This window comes from Pseudomonas sp. NFX183 (assembly GCF_047943075.1).
Classification (GTDB): Bacteria; Pseudomonadota; Gammaproteobacteria; order Pseudomonadales; family Pseudomonadaceae; genus Aquipseudomonas.
In genome coordinates, this window is the sequence record NZ_CP181333.1 from 6,479,085 (window position 1) to 6,501,514 (window position 22,430).

The 22,430-nt window shown below is 59.6% G+C and carries 22 protein-coding genes; 11 read left to right on the forward strand and 11 right to left on the reverse strand.

The window, feature by feature from the left end; translation table 11 throughout:
* Nucleotides 1-153 precede the first annotated feature (153 nt).
* Both ACM530_RS30325 and ACM530_RS30330 read left to right on the forward strand, forming a co-directional pair.
* Entirely contained in the window at nt 154-663 is a 510-nt protein-coding gene (locus tag ACM530_RS30325) for a DUF4406 domain-containing protein (RefSeq protein ID WP_416363973.1), read from the forward strand.
* Entirely contained in the window at nt 660-1,055 is a 396-nt protein-coding gene (locus ACM530_RS30330) for a hypothetical protein (protein ID WP_416363974.1), read from the forward strand. Before ACM530_RS30325 ends, ACM530_RS30330 begins: the two co-directional genes overlap by 4 nt.
* Before the next feature lie 78 nt (nt 1,056-1,133).
* Here the strand turns inward: ACM530_RS30330 and ACM530_RS30335 are convergent, their stop codons facing one another.
* The gene (locus ACM530_RS30335; protein ID WP_124417319.1) at nt 1,134-1,340 is read right to left on the reverse strand and encodes a hypothetical protein; all 207 of its coding nucleotides are present in this window, start codon (nt 1,338-1,340) and stop codon (nt 1,134-1,136) included.
* Between the two features lie 564 nt (nt 1,341-1,904).
* Between ACM530_RS30335 and ACM530_RS30340 the strand changes: the two genes are divergently transcribed.
* From ACM530_RS30340 to codA, 8 genes are all read left to right on the forward strand, one after another.
* Nucleotides 1,905-2,336, forward strand: a complete 432-nt coding sequence (locus tag ACM530_RS30340; RefSeq protein ID WP_416363975.1) for a hypothetical protein — start codon at nt 1,905-1,907, stop codon at nt 2,334-2,336.
* Nucleotides 2,337-2,388: 52 nt separating this feature from the next.
* Entirely contained in the window at nt 2,389-3,759 is a 1,371-nt protein-coding gene (locus ACM530_RS30345) for a DNA-methyltransferase (protein WP_416363976.1), read from the forward strand.
* 181 nt (nt 3,760-3,940) lie between these two features.
* Nucleotides 3,941-4,168: a hypothetical protein gene (locus ACM530_RS30350; RefSeq protein WP_242201506.1), complete on the forward strand. Its 228-nt coding sequence runs from the start codon at nt 3,941-3,943 to the stop codon at nt 4,166-4,168.
* A complete protein-coding gene (locus ACM530_RS30355) occupies nt 4,165-4,377 on the forward strand; it encodes a helix-turn-helix transcriptional regulator (RefSeq protein WP_242201507.1) in 213 nt (70 codons plus the stop codon). The genes ACM530_RS30350 and ACM530_RS30355 overlap by 4 nt, the downstream gene beginning before the upstream one ends.
* 63 nt (nt 4,378-4,440) lie before the next feature.
* Nucleotides 4,441-4,797, forward strand: coding sequence for a 6-carboxytetrahydropterin synthase QueD (gene queD, locus ACM530_RS30360; RefSeq protein ID WP_003173033.1), 357 nt, complete (start codon nt 4,441-4,443; stop codon nt 4,795-4,797).
* A 385-nt stretch (nt 4,798-5,182) separates the two neighbouring features.
* Nucleotides 5,183-6,451, forward strand: a complete 1,269-nt coding sequence (codB, locus tag ACM530_RS30365; protein ID WP_145163342.1) for a cytosine permease — start codon at nt 5,183-5,185, stop codon at nt 6,449-6,451.
* A complete protein-coding gene (locus ACM530_RS30370; protein WP_369303335.1) occupies nt 6,448-7,665 on the forward strand; it encodes a PucR family transcriptional regulator in 1,218 nt (405 codons plus the stop codon). The genes codB and ACM530_RS30370 overlap by 4 nt, the downstream gene beginning before the upstream one ends.
* A 27-nt stretch (nt 7,666-7,692) precedes the next feature.
* Nucleotides 7,693-8,928 (forward strand): cytosine deaminase, encoded by a 1,236-nt coding sequence (gene codA, locus ACM530_RS30375; RefSeq protein ID WP_416363977.1) that lies wholly within the window; start codon nt 7,693-7,695, stop codon nt 8,926-8,928.
* Nucleotides 8,929-8,937: 9 nt separating this feature from the next.
* Here the strand turns inward: codA and ACM530_RS30380 are convergent, their stop codons facing one another.
* The 5 genes from ACM530_RS30380 to ACM530_RS30400 all read right to left on the reverse strand — a co-directional run bounded on the left by ACM530_RS30380 (nt 8,938) and on the right by ACM530_RS30400 (nt 16,023).
* Complete coding sequence (locus ACM530_RS30380) at nt 8,938-11,094, reverse strand: lipase family protein (protein WP_416363978.1); 2,157 nt, start codon at nt 11,092-11,094, stop codon at nt 8,938-8,940.
* Nucleotides 11,095-11,108: 14 nt separating this feature from the next.
* Nucleotides 11,109-11,888, reverse strand: a complete 780-nt coding sequence (locus ACM530_RS30385; protein ID WP_262206265.1) for a hypothetical protein — start codon at nt 11,886-11,888, stop codon at nt 11,109-11,111.
* Nucleotides 11,881-12,717, reverse strand: a complete 837-nt coding sequence (locus tag ACM530_RS30390) for a DUF4123 domain-containing protein (protein ID WP_416363979.1) — start codon at nt 12,715-12,717, stop codon at nt 11,881-11,883. Before ACM530_RS30390 ends, ACM530_RS30385 begins: the two co-directional genes overlap by 8 nt.
* The gene (locus ACM530_RS30395) at nt 12,717-14,735 is read right to left on the reverse strand and encodes a type VI secretion system tip protein VgrG (protein ID WP_416363980.1); all 2,019 of its coding nucleotides are present in this window, start codon (nt 14,733-14,735) and stop codon (nt 12,717-12,719) included. The genes ACM530_RS30390 and ACM530_RS30395 overlap by 1 nt, the downstream gene beginning before the upstream one ends.
* A gap of 301 nt (nt 14,736-15,036) precedes the next feature.
* Nucleotides 15,037-16,023 carry a diaminopimelate epimerase gene (locus ACM530_RS30400; RefSeq protein ID WP_416363981.1) on the reverse strand — a complete coding sequence of 329 codons (987 nt, stop codon included), beginning with the start codon at nt 16,021-16,023 and terminating at the stop codon, nt 15,037-15,039.
* Between the two features lie 182 nt (nt 16,024-16,205).
* Between ACM530_RS30400 and ACM530_RS30405 the strand changes: the two genes are divergently transcribed.
* On the forward strand, nt 16,206-17,357 hold the full coding sequence (locus tag ACM530_RS30405) for an MFS transporter (RefSeq protein ID WP_145163328.1): 1,152 nt from the start codon (nt 16,206-16,208) through the stop codon (nt 17,355-17,357).
* Between the two features lie 26 nt (nt 17,358-17,383).
* Here ACM530_RS30405 and ACM530_RS30410 read toward each other — a convergent pair whose 3' ends face one another.
* From ACM530_RS30410 to ACM530_RS30430, 5 genes are all read right to left on the reverse strand, one after another.
* The gene (locus ACM530_RS30410; RefSeq protein ID WP_416363982.1) at nt 17,384-17,929 is read right to left on the reverse strand and encodes a type III secretion effector protein; all 546 of its coding nucleotides are present in this window, start codon (nt 17,927-17,929) and stop codon (nt 17,384-17,386) included.
* Nucleotide 17,930: 1 nt separating this feature from the next.
* Nucleotides 17,931-18,293, reverse strand: coding sequence for a hypothetical protein (locus ACM530_RS30415; RefSeq protein WP_242201602.1), 363 nt, complete (start codon nt 18,291-18,293; stop codon nt 17,931-17,933).
* A 177-nt stretch (nt 18,294-18,470) separates the two neighbouring features.
* On the reverse strand, nt 18,471-18,641 hold the full coding sequence (locus ACM530_RS30420) for a hypothetical protein (protein WP_416363983.1): 171 nt from the start codon (nt 18,639-18,641) through the stop codon (nt 18,471-18,473).
* Between the two features lie 276 nt (nt 18,642-18,917).
* Nucleotides 18,918-19,826 carry a hypothetical protein gene (locus tag ACM530_RS30425; RefSeq protein ID WP_416363984.1) on the reverse strand — a complete coding sequence of 303 codons (909 nt, stop codon included), beginning with the start codon at nt 19,824-19,826 and terminating at the stop codon, nt 18,918-18,920.
* 195 nt (nt 19,827-20,021) lie between these two features.
* Nucleotides 20,022-22,427 carry a TonB-dependent siderophore receptor gene (locus ACM530_RS30430; protein ID WP_416363985.1) on the reverse strand — a complete coding sequence of 802 codons (2,406 nt, stop codon included), beginning with the start codon at nt 22,425-22,427 and terminating at the stop codon, nt 20,022-20,024.
* Nucleotides 22,428-22,430 lie beyond the last annotated feature (3 nt).

The following is a 22,430-nucleotide window of genomic DNA, read 5'->3' on the forward strand; positions in this document are numbered from 1 at the left end:
ACTCAGTCAGTCGTTTCATCTTCAGCACCGCTTAGTTGAGGTGCCACTGATTCTGATGTCATGACGAATTCGGTTGTATACCCGCCGCTTGTAGTTTCGCTTCCTACAACTCCCCCACTCCACCGCCCGGGCATGGCCCGGCAAGGACTCCCCATGCCTGCAGAAAACCGCAAGCCAGATATCCGCAGCATCGGTACCGACTCGCTCGTCGGCATGATCGCCGCTATTACTCGAACCACGCCGCCGGCGAACGAGCCTCTTCCGTCATTCATCCAGGCGCCTGTTGATCGGGCAGTTGACCGCATCAGGTCGTTCCTGCTGCCAGGGGTAACCCTCCAGGCCGCCCGCGCCAACCGCGTCTACGTCGCTGGGCCCATGACTGGTATCGCCGACTTCAACTACCCCGCCTTCAACGCCGTGGCTGACCAACTCCGCACCCAAGGCTACGAAGTAGAAAACCCAGCAGACCACGGCATTGTTGAAGGTGCCCAGTGGGCCGACTACATGGCGTACGACCTTACCCGCCTCGGCCTGTGCGGCGTGATCGCCCTGCTGCCGGACTGGGAGAAGTCGCAGGGCGCCCGCCTGGAAGTCCTGATCGCCGAACGCCTCGGCATGACGGTTGTGAATGCCCATGATCTGGTAACGAGGGAGGCTGTATGAGTAGTCCAAGAGAAGGCGGCCATTGCGCCACTCACCAGCGGAACCATCAAGATGGATGCCTGGATTGCTCCTTTGCCCGTGAAGACGCCCTGCAGCAGCGCCTGACCGCAGCGGATCAGCAGATCGATGAATTGATCCAGGAGCGCGACAGGCTGCACGCGTATGGCCGCAGCTGCGGACTTGATGAGGCTTCCACGCTCTGTAGCCGCATGGCTTACGACGCTTACTACCCGGCCGGCTCCCGCTTCAAGGTATTCACGCCGAAAGCCCAGAAAGCCCTGGGCGATGTGCTGATCAAGGCGGCCAACAAGATTGCATCGCTGCCCGACGGGCCTTACGAACGATTCAAGGTGCGCCAGGCAAAGCAGGAAGAATCAGCCAAATCCCGATAGGAGTACATCCGTACTCCACTGCAAACCTGTAACCCCTTCCCCTTCAAATCCAGCAGCCAAAAATCCCCTGCGATCAAATCAGCCTTGATCACTTGGAGTAACGTCTGACGAATTGAGAAATGAGTTCCACGCCTCAAACGCGTGGTGATGGCGAAGCGTAGCAGCGTCCCAATCAACGCCGGCCACTTCCTTTGCTGAAACCATCATCATCATTTTGCTGGTGGCCGCATCGAGTTCGATCAAGAGGTGGTGAGATTTGAATCTGAAGTCATCTAAACCGCTCATGGATTAGCCTTGCGACAGGCCTAGCCGGAGACTCCGTGTCGTACCCATCAAACGGTAGACAAAGCGTGATGGTGATCGTTCCTCTCAATCGACAGTCTACTGCTTCGCTTGTTTGGAACCAGCTCGAGGAAGCTTCTCTGGATTGCGGCTCGAAACTGATCGAAGAGCGCCTGGGGCTTTTCGGCGCGCTTGATCAAGCCCCCTCGCCAGAGCCGCTGTCATAGATTCTCCTGGTGCTGACTCTGGAGCTTCTTCATAAAGCATCCTTTCATCCGGCCCGTAAACACCTATAAACAGTTCGGTTCTGCCGAGCAGTGACATTCGCACTTGGACATTCAGCAATGTGCCATCTGGCTGCCGTTCATCCACTGATCGAGTATGAATCGCGGGGTCCGCCCAATTCCAGAAAACCTTGCCTCTGTTTCTCATCTGCGTCGCCCTGATGTTAAGGCGGCGATTATGCGACCGAGGCGAATCTCAGCGATATACCCATTCAAAAAGATTTTTTAATCACTCCCAATCTATCGAAAGTCAGCCGCTATAGCGGCAAGGACGAGCTCGACCATGGAAAAGATAAAACTCGGCCCAGACCATTATCGCTACGTCGACGAGCTCGACCCAAAAGGCCTGGAAGTCACCTGCAAAAAGTTCGTGGTTATCGGCGAAACCGAGCAGTGCTGGTACATCGTGGACGAATTCCACAACAACCTCTTCGGTGGCTCGCACCGAGAGTCCCTGCTGAAGCAGTACCGCAAGCGTGTCCTGAAGGATGGCGGGGAGCACGGCCGGCGATTCGCCTACACCGATAAGGCCCTGGCGCTTCGCTCGTACAAGCAGCGCAAGTCCTGGCAGATGCGTCATGCCCAACTGTCACTTGAGCGCGCCCAGGCCGCCATAGCCTATTTCGGCGACACCAGGACCGAAAGCACGGTGCCACCCGACCGCCTGATGGTTCCGTGCGAATACATACAGGCCATGAACTGGAGCGAGTGCTGATGATCGCCACCCTCTGGTTCGCCTACGTCTACATCTACAAGGGGCCAAGACCATGAAAGAACATCGCGTTTTGATCGGCGACTGCATTGAGTCGATGCGGACGCTAGCAGACAACAGCATCGACAGCGTGGTAACCGATCCGCCCTACGGCATTCGCTTCATGGGAAAGAGTTGGGATGGTCAAGACATTGAGTCCCGAACTGCTTACAGAGCCAGCAAACCTTCACGCGATTCGGCGTGCGGCCCGAATGGTGGTCACAGGTCAGTCGCTGCCGAGGCAGGCAAGTATGACCTGACACCCGAGGGCATGCGCGCCTTCCAAGCCTTCCCATTGGAGTGGGCAACCGAGTGCCTGCGAGTGCTCAAGCCTGGCGGTCACCTACTGTCATTCGCGGCTGCGCGCACTTACCACCACATGGCAGTTGGCATTGAAATGGCCGGGTTTGAGATCCGCGACCAGATCATGTGGGTGTTTGGCTCAGGCTTCCCGAAGTCGCACAACCTGAAGGGCGATCGCGCCGGATGGGGTACCGCACTGAAGCCAGCGCACGAACCAATCTGCATGGCGCGCAAACCATTCTCTGGAACGGTCGCATCGAACGTTGCCGAGCACGGTACCGGCGCCCTGAACATTGATGCTTGCCGTGTTGACCCTACGGGCGAGCGGCTCGGCGGCGGAGATGAGAGCGGGAAAGTATCTAAGCCGGAAGGCTGGGTGAGACCTTGGATGCATGACACAGAACACGTAGCGGCCCACGGCAAAAAAGTTACCGCCAACGTCGACAAGGCCAGCTGCTTGGGTAGATGGCCGGCGAATCTGATACATGACGGAAGTGATGCCGTGCTGGCCATGTTCCCTGACGCACCTGGTCAGCTCGCCGCTGCCAGCACCAGCGACACACAGCGGGCCGGACAAAACTGCTACGGCACGATGAAGCGAGGGCGAGCGACGGAGGCGAGTGCAGGCAGCGAGAATGGCGGTATCGTTGGTTTTCAGATGAAGCCCGGCGATCGTCGGCTGGATACCGGCAGCGCTGCCCGCTTCTTCTACTGCGCAAAGACCAGTCGCACCGATCGGCACGAAGGGATGGTCAACCCAGGACCTCAGTTCAAGATGGGCACCACCCTGCGAAAGGTCGAGACGACTGAAACGAAAGGCAACAACCACCCAACCGTCAAACCTACCGACCTGATGGCATACCTGCTTCGACTGGTGACACCGCCCGGCGGTGTAGCGCTGGACCCATTCATGGGGTCGGGTAGCACCGGCAAAGCAGCAATGCGCGAGGGCTTCGACTTCATCGGCTGCGAGATTGACGAGCAGTACGCGGCGATCGCCCGAGCACGCATCGAATTCGAAGTACTCCGGCAGCAAGAGCAGAAGGTCGAATCAGACCAACTCGATCTGTTCGCAACAGCCTAACCCCAATCCCCCTACATGCCTGCCGGTGAGCGGCGGGCGAGGTGCTCACTCAGGAGGTTCAGCCTCGCCATCCGTGGGCTGGTAAAGAGCGTTCCCTTCTGAGTGAGCGGGGCAAAGATACTCCCAAATAAAAATCACTACCAAAAAATCCGACAGCCGTTCAGCGCGGCAAGGACAAACCATGTTCGCAATAAAACTCACCCTGCTGATGCTGGGCGTTCTGCTCTACGTGTCGGCCACGGCCTGTTGGTTCTTTTGGATTGGCCCCTGCCTGCTCATGGATGGCGAGACGGCAGATATCCTCGGTGCCTTTGTAGGCACCTGCATCTGGCTGCTGATCACTTTCGGCATTGTCATCCACATCATCAAGACAGCGCGGCCCGGTACGGGCGCACGGAGAGAGTCATGAGCAGAGCTGAAAACATCGATCGCTTCCTGCGCCTCGACGAGGTGCTTTACACCACGGGGCTGGGCCGGAATACAGTTTATCGGCGGATCAGGGAGGGCACATTCCCAAAACAGGTTAGAATAGGCCCAAATTCGGTCGCTTGGCGCCAGTCGGCAATTGCTGAATGGATGACCTCAACAACGCCCAGCAACGACCAATCAGTACATTGATCAGTACACCAGTTACTGGCAATACTCCAAAAGCCACGCAACACAAGCCCTACAGGTCACACCGTGGAAATCTTCAAAGAGTTTACCTTCGAGTCCGCCCACCGCCTGCCCCACGTACCGGACGGCCATAAATGCGGGCGCCTGCATGGGCATTCGTTCAAGGTGGCGATCCACCTGAGCGGCGACCTTGATCCGCATACCGGCTGGATTCGCGACTTCTCGGAGATCAAGGCGATTTTCAAGCCGCTCTATGAACGCCTCGACCACAACTACCTCAATGACATCCCAGGCCTGGAAAACCCAACCAGCGAGGTGCTGGCCAAATGGATCTGGAATGAGCTCAAACCTTTGCTGCCGGAACTCAGCGCGATTCGCATCCATGAGACCTGCACCAGTGGCTGCATCTACCGCGGCGAGTAAGCCGACGCGGTGAAAAAAACCACCCTTGCGGTGGTTTTTTTTTGCGCCAGCCGCCGTCCCCGGCCGATGCCGGAGGGCTGTGCTACGCGGTTCGAGATTGGCCGCGCACACGGGCTTGCAAGCTTGGAACCTGTCGCGCCATCGCGCATGGCTCGCGCCGCGTGTCCACGACCAAGCCACGGCGCAAGATGCTGATCCAATTTGTATCACCGCTGCACCGCTTTCGTGCCTGACTGGGCACAAAGACCACTGTTCCCTGCGATTCTCCCCAATGTGGCTATAAATACTGTGCACGGTGCACAGCATCTTCCGTGCGCCTGTCACTTCTGCCGATTTGGCACGCGCGGTGCAACAGGCCTGCGTCACTCATTCAGGGAGCAGGGCCATGACTCAGCAAGAACCAGGCAACGATTACCCCCTCAGCGAAGTGCCGATGCATGCGCGCAAGGGCCTGGCGTCCACCGCCATGGTGCTGCTGGGGTTCACGTTTTTCACCGCGACCATGTTTGCCGGCGGCAAGCTGGGCGTAGCCTTCAGTTTTACCGACATGCTCGGCGTTGTGGCCCTGGGTAACCTGTTGCTGGGCATTTACGCCGCGGGCCTGGGTTACATCGCGTTCAAGAGTGGCTTGAATTCAGTGTTGATGGGCCGCTTCTGCTTTGGCGAGGTCGGCAGCAAGCTCAGCGACTTGATCCTCGGCTTCACCCAGATCGGCTGGTACGCCTGGGGCACGGCCACCGCCGCCGTGGTGTTGGGCAAGTATTTCGAGCTGAGCCAGGGCAGCGTATTGGGCCTGATGGTGCTGTTCGGCATGGTGTTCTGCGCCACGGCGTACGTGGGATATCGCGGGCTGGAGGTGCTGTCCTATATCGCGGTGCCGGCCATGGGCATCTTGCTGTTTCTGTCGATGTGGGTCGCCACGGTAAAAGTCGGCGGGCTGGACGGCCTGCTGGCAGTCGTGCCGACGGGCGAGCTGGATTTGTCCACCGCGATCACGCTGGTGTTCGGCACCTTTGTCAGCGGCGCGACCCAGGCCACCAACTGGACGCGGTTTTCCCGTTCGGCCAAGGTCGCGGTGCTGGCCAGCCTGATCGGTTTTTTTATCGGCAATGGTTTGATGGTCCTGATCGGGGCCTATGGCGCCATCGTCTACCAGCAGCCAGACGTGGTGGAAGTGTTGTTGCTGCAAGGCTTCGCCATGGCGGCCATGGCCATGTTGCTGCTCAATATCTGGAGCACTCAGGACAACACCATTTACAACTTTGCCGTCGCCGGCTGCAACTTGCTGCGGACCCGCCGCCGCAAGACCGTAACCCTGGCCGGGGCGGTCATCGGCACCCTGCTGGCGCTGCTCGGCATGTACGACATGCTGGTGCCCTACCTGATTTTGCTGGGCACGGTGATCCCACCGATTGGCGGCGTGATAATGGCAGACTTCTTTTACCGCTATCGTGGCCAGTACCCGCGTCTGGCCGAGACGCGCCTGCCGGCATTCAATTGGCCTGGGCTGGTGGCGTACGCGGTGGGCACGGTGCTGGCGTTCCATTCGCCCTGGGTGGCGCCACTGGTGGGGATTGTCGCCGCGTCGCTGACCTACATCGTGCTGACCGCCGTGCTGCGTGTGCGTGCGCCATTGGCTGATGCCCCGGCATGAGCCTCACCGTCGCCGATGTACTGGCCCTGCCCGGCCTTGAATCGATGCGCCTGCGCGCAGGTGACAGCGGCCTGGATAACGCGGTGCGCTGGCCGTATGTCGCGGAAAACAGCGGGATTGCCGAGTGGGTGCTGGGCGGCGAGCTGGTGTTCGTCACCGGCATCAATCACCCACGCGATGAACCCAACCTCCTGCGCTTGCTGGAGGAAGCGTGCCAGCGTCAGGTTGCCGGTTTGGTGATTCTCACAGGGCCGGCCTATATTCAGGCGATCCCCCAGCGCCTGTTGGACGCCGCCGAAACGGCCGGCATGCCGCTGATCGAGCAGCCTTACTCGCTGAAAATGGTGCTGGTGACCCAAGCGATTGGTTCGGCGCTGATCCAGTCCGAGCAACTGGGCCGTTCGCGACACGACGTGCTGGAACGCTTGCTCGCCGGTGATTATCAGTCCCTTGAAGTGTTGCTGCATCGGGCCGCGCAACTGGGCATGTCGCTGGCCGGGCATTGGCAGATTGTCCAGTTGCAACTGGAGGGTGGCGAGGCATTATTTGCCCAGGGTGATACCGCGCAGGCGGAAGCGCAGTTGGCCCGGCAGCACGACGGTATCGCCCGTCGATTGCGCCAGTTCTCAGCGCAGCATCATGCAGCGTTGCCGATAGTGGGCAGGGCTGGGCACTGGACATTGCTGCTGCCGGCCACCGATGCCGTGCAAGCGTTGGCCAATCGCCAACAATTGGCTGCCTGGCTTAACCCCTTGAACCTGCGGCTGGCCCCTTTGAAACTGTTTATCGGCCTCAGCGCCGCTGCACACCCACCCGCGCGCCTGGCTCAGGCGCAGGATGAAGCACGCCAGGCATTGGCGGCGGCGCGGCGCTTCAGCGACCGCGCCGGGCTTTGTGTGTATGACGAACTGGGCGTATTGAAACTGCTCAGTGGCGTGCGTGATCGCGCCCTGCTCGACCAGTTTCTCAATGAACGCCTGGGCCCGTTGTTGCGCCACGACCGCCACCATGGCCCCTGCCTGATGCCGACCCTGGAAGCCTGGTTTCACGAGAATGGTAACCTTGTGGCCGCCGCGCAGCGCCTGGCCCTGCACCGCAACACAGTGACGCACCGCGTCCAGCGTATCGAAGCCCTGAGCGGGCTGACGCTGGGCAACTCATATGACCGCCTGGACATCGGAATTGCCCTGATGATCTGGCGGCTGACTGCCTGATTGTCTTTAGCCAAGAGGAACTTGCCCATGCATATCATCAACGCCCGCCTGCGCAACCGTGAAGGCCTGCATGATCTGCACCTGGAACACGGCCGGATCGCCAGCATCACTTCGCAAACCGAGGCACCTGCTTTAGGGGCCGGCGATTTGGACGCCGCCGGCAACCTGGTCATACCGCCTTTTGTTGAACCGCACATTCACCTCGACGCCACCCTTACGGCTGGTGAACCGCGCTGGAACATGAGCGGCACGCTGTTCGAAGGCATCGAGTGCTGGGGCGAGCGTAAAGCCACGATCACCCAGGAAGACACCAAGACTCGCGCCAAGAAAACCATCCAGACCCTGGCCGCCCACGGCATTCAGCATGTCCGCACCCACGTCGACGTCACTGACCCCGAGCTCACGGCACTCAAAGCCATGCTTGAGGTGCGCGAAGACAGCTCGCACCTGATCGACCTGCAAATCGTCGCCTTCCCCCAGGAAGGCATTGAGTCCTACCGCAATGGCCGCGAGTTGATGGAGGAAGCCATTCGCCTGGGCGCCGACGTGGTCGGCGGCATTCCCCACTTTGAATACACCCGCGACCAAGGCGTGAGCTCGGTGAAATTCCTCATGGACCTGGCCGAACGCACGGGTTGCCTGGTGGACGTGCACTGCGACGAAACCGATGACCCTCACTCGCGCTTTCTCGAAGTGCTGGCCGAAGAAGCCCGCAGCCGCGACATGGGCGCACGCGTTACCGCCAGCCACACCACGGCGATGGGCTCCTATGACAATGCGTATTGCGCCAAACTGTTTCGCCTGCTGGGGCACTCAGGCATCAGCTTCGTCTCCTGCCCCACCGAAAGCATTCACCTGCAAGGCCGCTTCGACAACTTCCCGAAACGCCGCGGCGTGACCCGCGTCAACGAACTGCTCGAAGCCGGCATGAACGTGTGCTTTGGCCAGGACTCGATCGTCGACCCCTGGTACCCCCTGGGCAACGGCAACATCCTGCGGGTCCTGGAAGCCGGTTTGCACATTTGCCATATGCTCGGCTACCGCAATCTGCAAAGTGCCCTGGACCTGGTCACCGACAACAGTGCCAAGGCCATGGCCCTGGGCGAGCGCTATGGCCTGGAGCCCGGGCGCCCGGCCAACTTGCTGATCTTGTCGGCAAACAGCGACTACGAAGTTATTCGCAGCCAGGGCCTGCCGCTGTACTCAATCCGCAATGGCAAAGTGCTGATGAAACGGCAACCGGCGCAGGTGGAGTTTTTGTAAACGGCGTGGCTACACAATGGAGTCGAGGTCGAGCGGATGCACCTTGCCTGAACCGTCATGAATCGGCGCAGGAATACTGGCAACTTGCGCCAACTCACGGTTTTCACGGTGGCTGAACCAACGCTTCAGGCTGGGTTGCAGGTGCGCGCGATTGGCGTGACTGCCATACACGTCGCGCGCGTCCAGGCGCCGCCAGCGCAGAGACTCCAACCGTTGGCGACTGGTGCGCAACCGGTCAATTTCTGCGTTCAACGCGTGGCTATGTTCGTGCCCATAGCCACGCTGGTTTGTGGGGCGGCGACGGTCAAGCTCACGGTTCTTGTCGCGTAACTGCGCAGTCATGCTCTCAAGCGCATGGTCGAGCAACTCAAACTCTCTGTCCGTGACCAGAGGCCCTTGGCTATCCACGGTTTGTTGCCAGCGACGCAACGTGGCCCAGGCAGCAGGGATGTAGCTGGCCGTCATGAAGTGCTGGCTGGCCTGAAACAGTTGTTTCAGCACGTTGGCGCGGTTGGGCATATCGCCCTGAAGCTGCAACGCACGGTTACAACCGGCCTGCAGGATGGACTCGCAACCGGGCTTCCATAACACCGAAGAATGCGTGCCATCGGCCAGCTTGATCGGCATGAAGTGCTGCTGTTCACCGTGATGCTGGTAGGGATTACCACCCACACGCACCAGGCCGGCGGCAAACAGAAGCCCACCCGGACCGGGTGCGCTGAACAACGCCACTGCGCCCGGAACCCAGAGTTTTGCGGTGGTGTTCATCCACGTGGCCGGCACGCTGGGCACCGGGTCGTTGTGGTTGACGATGCGATGGTGGACCAGGGCTGACGCGCCTTCAGTGAACTCGGCGTCGGCGGCGCGGGGTGCGCCATAGGTGTAGAGGAGAATGTTGTAGCGAGTGTCGGGGATTCGTCGCAATCCTTCTGCCAGGAGCAAGGCGATGGCGCCGCCGAGGCTGTGGCCGCAGATTACGATGCGTTGGCCATCGTAAAACTGGTCGAGGTAATGCAGCACGAAACTACGCATTGCTCGATAAGCAAGGTAGAACCCTTCGTGAGCCTGACCGACACCTTCGGCAAAATCCACCTGATGGGCGTTTGCATCCCGCAAGATATCGGCACCACTGACAGTACCTCTTACTGAGATCAGAACCACCTCATCGTGGTGTGTGATGAAGGCTTGAGTGTCGGTACCATATTTCTCATCGTTAAAAAAATGCAGGCTCTCAGGGTGTTCCTGCTCGCCCTCCAACCCCAGACGGTTTTGTGGATACTGCCCAGGATCGAACGGAATGATCTCGAAACGTCTAGAGTAGGGAACCTCTTCATACATCGGATAGAAACGCTGTACTTGTGCGGGATCAACTCGCCAGGCGTTCTCAAAGACCGACAGTTTTTCAGCAAACAGATTTCCAATGCTTGGATCCAACGGAAAACACACTTCATCGACCGGCTTATTCGGTGGTTGCTGGCCAAAATCGCAGTAACTCAAGGCAGACATCAGAGCGAGCTGATACAGGTTCAAAGCACAGAAGTTGTCTTCGATAGACAGCATGGGACGCAGGGCCCGTAAAGGTCTGACTTCAAGCACGGTGTTTTGATTGGGGAATAACACAACACCTGACAAAGTCGGTAGGGGCGGACCGAACCCGAGGTCGGCCATCATTTTCAAAGCATGACGTTCAGGCCGATTAGTTCTGGAAGTCAACGGAGGAAGATGGGCAACATGGCGGACTAGGTCCCGTACTTCAACCTGATAAAACCGGTCAGCTCGGGACTGCGCCGGATTGACTTCAATACGTTGACCATCGCTGGTAGAAAACCGCGTCTTTTCGGCACGGATTTGAAGTTCGGTTATAGGAAGTTGGTACGCAACGCGCGTTCGCAATTGGTGATATGGCGTTTCCGCTCCAGCATACAAATCATCAAACCTGAGAACCACTGGACCACAGTAAAAGCCTTGTAACTTTGCGAACCCCTCTGCATTTAACCTACCGTCGTACTGCCGCCCTGCAGTGTCGTAAATGCTGTATCGAAGTCCCCCATAGGCTTTTCCACTTCCAGTTTCGTCTACCAGGCAAATGCTCGCCCAATGTCCTTTCAATGCGCAAGCAGGCATGTTGCCGCTGAAAAATGGCTGCTTCCATGCTTCCTGTTTCATGAGTCCACTCCTTGTTAACTGCACGTTGGGTAGACATCACATAGACGTCCATCCGGCATTTTTATAGGTTTGAAATCTGTGACATTGCTGTCGCAGGCGGCAATCTGATCGTCAAAACTTTTACCTTTGCAACGCTTCCATCCGCCTGGAACCTCTATCCATCTGCGGTCAAAAGCGGGTAATTCGTCATCGGTAACAATCAGTACCAATCGAAGTTTTTTCCCTTCCAGTTGATCGCGTTGCGCACCACCACCAGCCTTCGTTTCCTGCGGCAGCCCCATTTTGTCCAACGAATTGCACTGCAGAATTTTTCTGATTGCATGCAGAGGGCCCACCGTCCGGAAATACCACCTGCATTGCCCTTGAAACTCCTGAACCCCAGCCTCAGGCATCTTAGGAAAATGCGCAGGTAAGCGATCTTGAATAGCGATACTCGCGGTGTCACCGCCTATGTCCGAATCTCGCTTTCCCCACTTCGCATAAAAACCAAACTGAACGCTGTGCAACACTGAACGACACCCCTCGATGGTTTCACTCAGCGGCAGCTCATAACTCACACGGCTGGCCACAGGTTTGAAGTCAGCAAAAAAGACCTTTCGTTCTGGTCGGTTGCCGCGACGTGTCGGCAGCGTGCAGGTCTCGCCCGAGGCTGGACTGTAATTAGCGGCAGTTTTAAGTTCAAACTCCGCAGGCAAATCCACCTCCAACGTAAAGTGATTGACCGGCCCCACCGCACACCCCGAAAGCCACACCGCACCAAGCCCGACCAATGCACCACGCAGGCGCTTATTCATGCTTGCCTCCCAACCTGCGCCACTGCGCGGACACTCGTTCGAAGTGGTCTCCAGGCGTTTCTGCGTGCAGTGGCTGCCACTGAATCACGCAGGTACGCGTTGCCTCTTCCAACCTGCGCACTACCAGGAATTCAAGCTGTTGCGGCTCACGCCATTGCCACGCACGGGCCTGTTCCAATACCTGGGATAACCAGATTCGAGGGTCCTGGAATTCAACCAGCGCGGCGAGGTCTTCGCTGTGCTCGGTCAGCAGGTAGCGCAGGACATTGGCGTGCAGGATGGCCGCCGTACGGGGGTTGGGGGTGTTGAGCCAGGGTGCCGCAACTGGCACCGGATACTCACCGGGGGCCGGATTATCGCTCTGGTGCCACTGACCCTCGTGCCAGTAGCACACGCTGATCAGCGGGCCGAGGAACACTGGCCAGTGCTCACTCGGCAGATGAGCCAACACGCGAGCCAGCGTTCGGTTGTCGTGAAAGCGATACAACGCCTGGCCACCCTCGAGCCCTACCAGCATGCGCTCGCGCCAATGTCGGACCACACCGGCCAGGTCGTCGTCGGGCAGGCTTGCCAACCAACCCCAGTCGGCCTGCGGATGCTGCAGCAGGTCGAACAGCGCAGGCTCACTTGCCTGCTCCAATAGCAGAATCACCGGACCAACCGCTGCCAGTTCGGCCACGGCGCTCTCACCGTAAAGACTGCAATACTGCGACAGATGACGGGCCGCCAGCAGCGGCTGGCGTGCATCATGGTTGCCGTCAAGAATCAGACACAGTCGGCGGCCCGCCTGTTGCTGTTGGGCCATCCAGCGGCCAGGCATGCTCTGCATCAAGCAGCCCTCCGCTTGATGTCGCACTGGCCTTCGCGGCATTGCTCGCACACAGGACAAAAATCAGCCCCCAACTGCCGGGCCAACCCCATGACGACGCCTTGTGCGACCGCCATTTTCGGCCTGGCTGTTGCTGAAAAGGCGCTCGCGGATGAATTCGGGGGTGGCGAGCCGCCAACGGTAATGGGTTTGCTGGTGAAAATACCGCCGGCCTGAACCAGCACATACTCGCCCCCGGCCCTGAGGCTCAGTTGCGCGCCCGCATCGATGACCAGGCTGGCGCCTGCCTTGAGATGGATCTGTTGCCCGGCTTCAATGACCAGCAAACGCCCTACCCGTGTCTGACTGTCGCCTTGCACGTCCAGGTGATCATGCGCTTTGAGCTCGACATTGCGATCACCCCCGATATGACGACGCTCGCCGCTTTGCAGGTGAGCCGTACTCAGTCCCCGGATGATTTCGTGGCGCTCTCCGACGACCTCCAAGCGGCTGTCGTGACCCACTCGCTGCTCCAGATCACGCTGGGCGCGCAGGTAGATGAGCTCCTCGCCACGGCGATCTTCAAGGTGCAGTTCGTTGGCTCCACCGCCGCCTGGCGAACTGCGGCTGCGCAAGACACTGCGGGTGCCGTGCTGCGGCAAAGGATAGGTCGGCATGTGCAGCGCATTGGGCAGGCAGCCGTTGATCAATGGCCGGTCGGGGTCGCCCTCCAGGAAGGTCACCAGCACCTCCATGCCCACGCGCGGAATCATCATTGCGCCAAAGCCATCCCCCGCCCAACCGGACGCTACCCGTACCCAGCAGCTGCTTTTGTCATCAGTGTTTTCCAGGCGATCCCAATGAAACCGTACCTTCACCCGGCCATAGGCATCGCAGTACACCTCCTCGCCCGCCGGCCCTGTCACCGTGGCGGTCTGGCTGCCATTGATGGTCGGCTTCGGGTGCTTCAGACGCGGCCGATAAGGCGCGCGCCAGGGTGTTGCGGTGAACCGGTTGCGGTAGCCCTGAAATACGTCCGTCTCAACCACCGCTTCCTCAAGTACCTGCGGTTGATAACCCTCATGACGCACTGACGTGATCAACCAAAGGTCGTTGCAGGCCGGATCGGGGTGATCGCGCAGTTCGAGGAAATGGCCGCAGCTCAAGGCAGCTTGATCACTACGGCCCAGCGCGTGATGCCGGTCGCTTTGATGGCGTTCCAGGCTTCGACGCGCCAATTGTTTGCCCCGTGCACGGTCACGGAAGCCGCCAGGGTAGCGATAATCCTCCAAAGGTTGCGCCGAGGCAGTGCCTGCTGTGTCGTGCAGGCGCAACAACGGGTGCTCAAAATCATGATCGCGACGAGCCGTATGCCGAGTGCAGGTTTCCAGGCGTACCTCGAATCCCTGGATCATCCCCGATTCGTCGACGTGGTCACGCACCGGACAGTAGCGCTGCACAGGCAAGCGCCGAAACACCGTCTGGTCATCCCCAAATACCAGCACGTGATTGTTCGTGCTGTGGCGGAAATGGTAGTGAATGCCCTCTTCTTCACACAGGCGCTGGATGAAGTGCAGGTCGGTTTCGGCGTACTGCACGCAGAACGTGCGTGGCGGATAGACCACCGGGCCGAGTTCGAAGCAATAGGCGTCGGCAAGGATGCCGTGATGCTCAAGCACCGCAGCGATGATCTGCGGCACGCTGCGCTGCTGGAAAATCCGCTGGTCAAGCCGGTGGGCCAGGCATGCCAGCCGGGGAGCCAGGGTGAGGTGATAACGGGTCAGCCGCGCGCCCGGATCATCGCGACCGATGGCGTGGATTTGCCCGTGCAGTCCTGCGTCCGCGGCGCCGAAGTCAAGATAGGCAGGCTGATGGAGCAGCGCCTCAAGGTCCAGCGAGGCGTTTTCACTGACGAGCTGCAGTTGAATGAAATAAGGCTGATCAATAACTTCATTGCCTTTAAACGCGAGCACTTGAAAGTCGTTGGCAACCTCTGGAAGTATCAATTTGAAACGTGACGACATTAACGCACTCACCATCCGTAGTTACCCATCATCAAAGCGTTGACTGAAAGGCTTTCTCCCGTCGGATGTTGATCGAACGGCTGGGAAAAAGCGCCTTAACGCAGTGAAGCTTAGCGATTTCAGGCGAAATGCGGCCGCTCAAAAATAAAAAAGAAGTTTCGTACATGGGGGGCGGAAGTGTCTTTTACGAAACATGACAGCGCATTAATAACGCAACTACAGACAACAAGAAAATTCCCACACCAACTTTACAAGCATAACTAACTAACAAAGAAACAGCTGACACTCACCCACGCCATCAGCTGCTCTATCACGATCAGGTTTGAGCCCTTGCAGTCCCGAACAGACTGACGCTCAGCACTGTTTCACCCTGGCTTTGCAACCGTACGGGCGCTGTGCCACCTGGCATGACCACGGCCACTACGCCGTCCGTGACCCAACCTGCTCGCCATGCCGCGCACGCCACAGCACTGGCGCTGGTCCCCGAGGACGCGGTGGGCCCTTCTCCCCGCTCAAACACCCGCGCGATCACGTGATTGTCCGAAGATCGGGCAGCCCATTGCAGATTGATTCCGGCACGACACGGTTGACCACGCCCAAGCGGCGGTGCGAAGGCAATCGCCTGCAACAACCCGAACAGTTCCGGCTGTTGCATCGACTGATTGTCGGGTAACGCGCTGGCATGCTCGACGAGCGTCACGCAATGAGGGTTGCCCACACGTACATACTGACTGCAGGCCCATTGCGGGTTCACTGCAGCCAGCGCGGCCACGTGACTGAACTCACGCTCCCTGACCGCAACCGCATCAACACCCGTAGCAGCCACTGCGTCGGGGCCGAACATTGGTAGCCCCAATGCCAGCCAGAAACCTGCGACCTCTTCGTACAACGCCGGCTCCACGCGGGTGGCAACAGGCGACGCCGTGGCCGGCTGGTCATGGTGCACGCGCAATTCACACGCTTGAACCATCAAGCCCTGATCGGTCAACGCCTGCGCAAAAATAGTCAGACCGTTGCCGCTGCGTTCGGCGAGGGAGCCGTCCGTATTGACGATCAGCAGGTCAAACGGCGGCGCGGTTTGAAATGGCCCGACCAGTAAACCATCGCAACGGTGCGCCTTCGCATTGGCGGGTCGGGGCAACGCGCCCCAGCCGCACTCGGAAGTGATTGCCGACGTTGCCCAGTCTTTGCGAGTGTGCGCCGCCAAGTCAGCACGCTCGGGCACATCAATACCGCGGCTGCGCAGATAGGCCGGGCTGACCACCGCGTAGATATTGCCCCGCGCGTCATAGAACTGGGTCATTTTGCCACCCGCGTGAAAATCTTCATCGGCTTGTCCGTCCAATTGCCTGCACAGTGGGCGGCAGCGTATTACAGAACTGTCGACCGGGTCATCCGCAGGCAACCCGGCTCGCTCGAGAGCGCCTGATATGCAAGGATGTCGCGCCGGACATCGTTCGCTGAACGCAAAACCAAGGATTTTTCATGACTGCCATTCCCACTCCAGCGCCCGTGGTTCCCGGGCGACTGGAACAAATGTCGACCCGTATCGCTTTTTTCATCGCCGGCTTCGGCATCGCCGCCTGGGCGCCGCTGGTGCCGTATGCCAAGGCACGCGCGCAACTCAACGAGGGCACGCTGGGTCTGCTGCTGTTGTGCCTGGGAGTGGGTTCGATCATCGCTATGCCGGTGGCCGGTGCGCTGGCCTCACGTTACGGCTGCCGACGCGTGCTGACGGGCGGCACGATCATGATCTGCCTGGCCCTGCCGATGCTCGCGACGGTCAGCTCGATCCCGCTGCTGATGGCCGGGCTGTTTCTGTTTGGCGCCGGCCTGGGCACCGTGGATTCGACGGTCAACCTGCAGGCCGTCATCGTTGAGCGCGCCAGCGGCAAAACCATGATGTCGGGCTTTCACGGCTTGTTCAGCCTTGGCGGCATTGTCGGCGCGGCGGGGGTCTCCGGGCTGCTCGGCCTGGGCTTGTCGCCGTTGCAGGCGACCCTGGTGGTAATCGTGATCATGGCGGTGGCGCTGCTCAAGGCCGGGCCACATCTGTTGCCCTACGGCAGCGAAAGCTCGGGCCCGGCGTTTGCGGTGCCTCACGGGGTGGTGCTGTTTATTGGCTGCCTGTGTTTCATCGTATTTTTGGCTGAAGGCGCGGTGCTGGATTGGAGTGCCGTGTTCCTCAGCGCCGAGCGCGGCCTGGATGAGGCTTATGCCGGCCTCGGCTATGCGGCATTTGCCTTGACCATGACCGCGGGACGCTTGACCGGCGATGCCATTGTGCGGCGGCTGGGCGCCACCCGTGTGATTATCATCGGCGGCTCGCTGGCCACCGCCGGCATGCTGCTCGCCACGCTTTTCCCGGCCTGGGAAACCGCGCTGCTGGGGTATGCGTTGGTGGGCGCCGGTTGCTCGAACATCGTGCCAGTGCTGTACACCGCCGTCGGCAAGCAAAAAGTCATGCCGGAACACATCGCGGTACCGGCCATTACGACCCTGGGCTATGCCGGCATTCTTGCCGGCCCGGCCATGATCGGCTTTATCGCCCACGGCAGCAGCTTGAGCATCGCCTTTGTGCTGGTCGCGATGTTGCTGGCCGGCGTGGCCATCAGCGGCAAAATTCTCAAGGTGTGAATTGCCTGCCGCACACGGCCTGGACGCTACCGGGCCTTGTGCATCTGGTGCTGTTCCAGCCAGCGCTCCAGGCTTTTGTTGCACAGCCAGCCCTCGTGCCTGGAGCGGCCAAACAAGCGCTGGTTACTGGCGCGCTGCAACGCGCGCAATAAACCTGGGCGCTCGATGATGTTTTTTGCCGTGTACACACAGTGTTCACTGTATTTCTTCCTGGGCAGCCCGGTGGCGGGTTCAAGAATCGGCCTGCCCAGTGAGTCGCTGTCATCGGGGTCATTCATCACCACTTTGAGCAGCGAAATATCCACGTACTCAAAGGTTTCAAAGAACACGGTGCGGTCCTTTAGCGTGTCCCTCAACTGTTTGAAGTGACCTTGCAGCGCCTGCACGACGCTGGCATTGCCCTGGCCATGGAAAGGGTCCTGGCTGAAGGCGTTGGGTGAACTGTTGCCGCGCAATGCGCACGCGGCTTCCAGGCTGTCGCGGGTGATATAGCCGTCGCAATCGATGATCGCGTCGCTCAGCAGCGGGCGCTTGAGAATTTCCCTGACCACCAGGATCATGCGGTCGCGCACGTCATTCACCCTCACGCTTTTCGGCTGCAAATTGGCGCAGCGAAGACGGCGTCACACAACCCCCCTCGCTGTAGTTTTCAAACACGTCAAAGTTCTTTCGCAACTCGAGCGCCAGTTGCCTGTCGGTGAAGCTCGGGCCCGGAAGTGTGGTGTCTGCGCGAGCCGCTGGCGCGTTCTGCAGCGCCTGGTGCCGCAACGACGGCAAGGTTGCGCGCAAGCCGTGCCGCCGCGGCGGCGGCAGGTCTTGCGCAACCGATTGATCCTCGCAAAACGGCTGTGCCACAGGCGGCGGCGAAGGCCAGCGAACCTGCGGGCCGCCCATGGCCGTTGGCAGCATGCGCGGTAATGCACCCTCAATTGTCATACGTCATCTCCCGACCTTTTGCTGATCTGCGCTTGCCTGAAATTCAACACCGAGGTGTTCCGGATCAGTGGGTTAATTGCGTAGGAGCAAGCAACCGATGTGTGGCGAGTTGGGCACGATAGTTCCGGGCAGCGGCTGAATACCAATAACAGCATGTAAAAACCCTGAGGCGTTGGGTCAACCCGACGTTCTCCCGCGCCAGACAGTTTTCAGGCCATTGATCAACACAGCCCAGGCGCCCGACCATTTGCTTTCGTTGCGGCTCGCCTCCCCAGGCGCAAGCATGCCGCGGGCGAAATCATCGGCGACCGGTGCCCGGAACTTGCACTGCCCCGCGAACGCTTTCATGCGCTGCACTTCTGCCGCGTACCCGTTCGGCGGGGCCGCAGGCAGAACGTCATTCGGCAGCTATTGCCCCGCCACTGATGTTGAGCGCTCAACGTCGGCGCCCTTGGCGAAGGTGTCGAGGCCACCCCTTGGGCAGGGTTGAAACGAAGTTGAAGTCATATCCAGGCCCTGATTCATGTTCTGAAAAGACCACCGAGTGCGCCAAGCCGTTGGGCCCATTCAACGCAGCAAGCGCCACGAAGCGTTCGCCGCGCCGATTGCATCGCGCGTACTCAATCAGCGGGACAGTGCGACCAGGATTTCAAACACGTTGATCCGGCCATCCGCGTCTACGTCCATTTTCTTCAGCGAATCGCCGCGGCCGGTAAACGCTTTACTCAGCTGGATTAAATGGTCGATCGAAGGGATGCCCGTCATGGGGGTTTTGCCCAGTGTCTGAAGGTCTTTGATGTTGATTTCGTGCCCAACGTAATCTTTCAATTGATTGAAATGGTTGAGCATTTCCTGGGCTATTTGTTTGTCATCCTTGTATTTGAAGGGGTTGTCGTCACGAATGAGTTTAGCCAGGGCGTGCAGGTCGGTTCGACTGCCAAGGGCGTCCATCATGCCGGTACGTCGCAATACCTCTCTGGCTGTGCGAATGTTTTCATTCAGTTTGGGATCACTGCCCAGCTGTTTTGCCGCCATGTCTTTAAGGGTGCGAGCACTCAAGGTTTTGGAGTGACTTGATCCGGTGAACGCAGCGAAGTTGTTCAGCAGCAACTGCGCCAGTTGGTCATTACTTTTATGGGCGTAGACGAGGTCTGGTTTACCCGACCCAACCGGCACAGGCGTTGGCGGTACACCGTTGTGATGAGCATGCGCGTCGGGGCGCTGACGACCAAACCAATGGCCCATTGCGTGTTGAAACTGCTGCATGAAACCCTGTTGCGAGGCCGAGTGAGTCATCGCCGGCGCCCAATGATGATGATCAGTGTGACCCTGGGCTGTTTGCTGATGAACGCCAAACACCGGCCCGGAAACGTTGACCGACAGGTTATAACTGACGTTCCCGGCACTGTGGCTGTGGTAGGACGGCGCAACAGAAAACGAGCGGTTGGCCCTGGCTTCGGGCTTGGAATCAGCCAGCGCCGTGTCAGTGGTTGATGAAACAGAAACAGACGTATCGAGAGCCGATACCGACATAAGTGCCTCCAGTGCAAGGGGATCGATTACCAACCTGCCACGCCAGCGTGACGTCGAAGTCGTTCAGGTTTCCCCCTGTGTGGCGCCTCTGTCGGAATAGGTTCCTGACCCGGCAGCAGGTCACTTAACTACCTGTAGGAAAGGCGCAAAAAAAATCGCAGCCCCAGGGCTGCGATTTTTCGTGTCAACGGCAGGTCAGAACCCGACGCTTGCCTGTACGAAGAAGGTACGTGGCTCGCCAAGGTACAACCCGGCGTTGTTGTCGCTCGAGCGCGTGTAATGTTGTTGGTCGAAAACGTTTTTCACGCCCACGCCCAGTTTCAGGTTCGACAGTTGCGCACCAAAGTCATAGCCGCTGCGCACGTTGACCGAGACATAACCAGGAATATCGCCGTACTGGCCATCGGCAGTGCCCTGGGTGATGTAAGTGGTGCCAGTGCCCGGCGCTCGTTGCCCGGACTGGGCATAGACGTCCAGGTTATGGGTCCAGTGATTGATGTCGTAACGCAGGCCCGCCGTTGCCACTTCACGCGAATACAGCGGCAAGTCGCGGCCCTTGAACGGTACATCGCCTTCAGAGGTGGCCTTGGTGTAGGTGAAACCGGCGCTGGCGGTGAGGCCGTCCAGGCGCGGGTCGAGGTTCGACAGGTCGTAGTGGGCCGATGTTTCGATGCCCTGGTGCTTGGTGGCGCCCAGGTTGGTCCAGCCCACGTCGTTGCTGACGTATTGCAACTCGTCCGAGAAGTCGATGTAGAACAACGTCACTTCGCCGCCCCACACGCTGTCGTTGTAGCGCGTGCCGACCTCGTAGGTCTTGGCTTTTTCCGGGTTCAGGCCATCGGCCGTCTGGTTGACCCGGCCGCCCTGCCCGATCTGCGCATACTGCAGGCTGCCGAACGAGGTTTCGTAGTTGGCGAACAGCTTCCAGGCATCAGAGATGTGGTACATCACGCTCAACGCCGGCAAGGGCTCGTTGCTCTCGATCTTGCGATTTTTCTCCACAGTGCGCACGCCGTTCAGGGCGACCACCGGGCGATCATGCCAACGGGTTTCGATGTTTTCGAAGCGGATACCCGGGGTGACGGTCCATTTGCCGATATCGATTTTGTTATCGAGATAGAACGCATTGGCGACGGTGCCGCCGGTGCGGTCCTGGTAAACATGTCCATCGTTTTGGCCAGCCGGCGTCGGCACATTGTCGACCAGGTTCAAGCTGCTGGCTTGCTCATGCATGCCTTCTTTGAGGTAGCGGTAACCGAGACTGACTTCCTGAGTGCTGGGGCCCACGTCGAACACATGCGACACACGCGGCTCGATGCCGAAGGTGTAGTAGGTGCGCGGGTAGGAGCCGATGGTTTTCAGGTCACGGTTGGCGATGTTGCTGCCACGGAAACTGTCGGTGTAGTAGGTCAGCACTTCGGCCTGGGTACGGTCATCGATCTGCCGGATGTACTTGAACGACACGTCCTTGCGGCGGCCGCTGAAGTTGTCGTAGTCGCGCACCGACTGGTACGGATTGGCGTCGAATTGCTTCTGGGTCAAGCCGCCGGGCATGTCGGCGCTGGCGTCGTAGTAGTGGAAATTAAGCGAGAAATCGTCTTGATCGGTCGGCGCCCAGTGAGTCTTGAGGATCACGTCGTCGATGTCATTGGCGTTGTTGCTGTCGCGGTAACCGTTGCCGTTGACGCCGGTATAGAGCAACGCGACGCCAATCCCGTTGTCGGCGGTGCCACCCACAAAGGCGTTGTCGACGTGTTTCCAGCCACCGTGTTCAGCCGTCTGCAAGGTGGTGCCGACTTCCCCGGAGAACGTCTCGGGAATGGCGCGGGTGACGAAGTTGATCACACCGCCGACGTTCTGCGGCCCATAACGCACGGAACCGGCGCCGCGCACCACGTCGATGCTGTCCAGGTTGCCGGCGGAAATCGGCGCCATCGACAGTTGAGGCTGGCCATACGGGGCGAACGCCGCCGGTACGCCGTCGATCAACACGGTGGAGCGTGGCGACAGGCGCGACGTCAGGCCACGAACGCCGACGTTCAGGGAAATATCACTGCCACCGGTGCCGTTGGATTCCTGCACCTGCACGCCAGGGATGCGGCGCAGCACGTCACCGACGTTCATTGCGCCCTGCTCAACCATGGCTTCACGGCGCACCACCGTGCGCGCGCCAGGGTGGTTCTGCACGACGGCGGCGTTCGCATCGCCCAACCAGTCGCCGACCACCTTGATGTCAGTGACGCCCAGCTCCAGCGGCGAGCCCGCTTCACCGGTGCCGGTGCTTTGCGGGCGCAGGGCCACAGAGCCGGCGTCGATCTGGTAATCCAGGCCGCTGCCTTGCAGCAACTGGCGCAGGGCTTGTTCGGGCGAGAGGTTACCGTCCACCGCAGGCGCTTGCTTGCCGGCGACCATGTCCGGGTTGAAAAACACTTGCAGGGAAGTCTGCTGGCCCAACTGGCTCAACGCTGCGCCCAAAGGCTGGGCGCGGATGTGGATGCCGTCGCCAGCATAGGCCGCAGGCAGCGCGGCACTGACGGCGAGCGCCAGCGCCAGGGGCGCCCAGCGGGAAATTTTATTGTTGTAGACGGTCAGTTTTTTCACGTC

Excerpts from the sequence above, each read along its gene's own strand:
- ACM530_RS30415 (WP_242201602.1), bottom strand. The coding sequence starts at position 18,293 with ATGACAATTGAGGGTGCATTACCGCGCATGCTGCCAACGGCCATGGGC.
- ACM530_RS30345 (WP_416363976.1), top strand. The coding sequence starts at position 2,389 with ATGAAAGAACATCGCGTTTTGATCGGCGACTGCATTGAGTCGATGCGG.
- ACM530_RS30330 (WP_416363974.1), top strand. The coding sequence starts at position 660 with ATGAGTAGTCCAAGAGAAGGCGGCCATTGCGCCACTCACCAGCGGAAC.
- ACM530_RS30425 (WP_416363984.1), bottom strand. The coding sequence starts at position 19,826 with ATGTCGGTATCGGCTCTCGATACGTCTGTTTCTGTTTCATCAACCACT.
- ACM530_RS30335 (WP_124417319.1), bottom strand. The coding sequence starts at position 1,340 with ATGAGCGGTTTAGATGACTTCAGATTCAAATCTCACCACCTCTTGATC.
- ACM530_RS30420 (WP_416363983.1), bottom strand. The coding sequence starts at position 18,641 with ATGAAAGCGTTCGCGGGGCAGTGCAAGTTCCGGGCACCGGTCGCCGAT.
- ACM530_RS30385 (WP_262206265.1), bottom strand. The coding sequence starts at position 11,888 with ATGAATAAGCGCCTGCGTGGTGCATTGGTCGGGCTTGGTGCGGTGTGG.
- codB (WP_145163342.1), top strand. The coding sequence starts at position 5,183 with ATGACTCAGCAAGAACCAGGCAACGATTACCCCCTCAGCGAAGTGCCG.
- ACM530_RS30405 (WP_145163328.1), top strand. The coding sequence starts at position 16,206 with ATGACTGCCATTCCCACTCCAGCGCCCGTGGTTCCCGGGCGACTGGAA.
- ACM530_RS30370 (WP_369303335.1), top strand. The coding sequence starts at position 6,448 with ATGAGCCTCACCGTCGCCGATGTACTGGCCCTGCCCGGCCTTGAATCG.
- ACM530_RS30380 (WP_416363978.1), bottom strand. The coding sequence starts at position 11,094 with ATGAAACAGGAAGCATGGAAGCAGCCATTTTTCAGCGGCAACATGCCT.
- ACM530_RS30395 (WP_416363980.1), bottom strand. The coding sequence starts at position 14,735 with ATGGTGAGTGCGTTAATGTCGTCACGTTTCAAATTGATACTTCCAGAG.
- ACM530_RS30355 (WP_242201507.1), top strand. The coding sequence starts at position 4,165 with ATGAGCAGAGCTGAAAACATCGATCGCTTCCTGCGCCTCGACGAGGTG.
- codA (WP_416363977.1), top strand. The coding sequence starts at position 7,693 with ATGCATATCATCAACGCCCGCCTGCGCAACCGTGAAGGCCTGCATGAT.
- ACM530_RS30350 (WP_242201506.1), top strand. The coding sequence starts at position 3,941 with ATGTTCGCAATAAAACTCACCCTGCTGATGCTGGGCGTTCTGCTCTAC.
- ACM530_RS30340 (WP_416363975.1), top strand. The coding sequence starts at position 1,905 with ATGGAAAAGATAAAACTCGGCCCAGACCATTATCGCTACGTCGACGAG.
- ACM530_RS30390 (WP_416363979.1), bottom strand. The coding sequence starts at position 12,717 with ATGCAGAGCATGCCTGGCCGCTGGATGGCCCAACAGCAACAGGCGGGC.
- ACM530_RS30325 (WP_416363973.1), top strand. The coding sequence starts at position 154 with ATGCCTGCAGAAAACCGCAAGCCAGATATCCGCAGCATCGGTACCGAC.
- ACM530_RS30400 (WP_416363981.1), bottom strand. The coding sequence starts at position 16,023 with ATGACCCAGTTCTATGACGCGCGGGGCAATATCTACGCGGTGGTCAGC.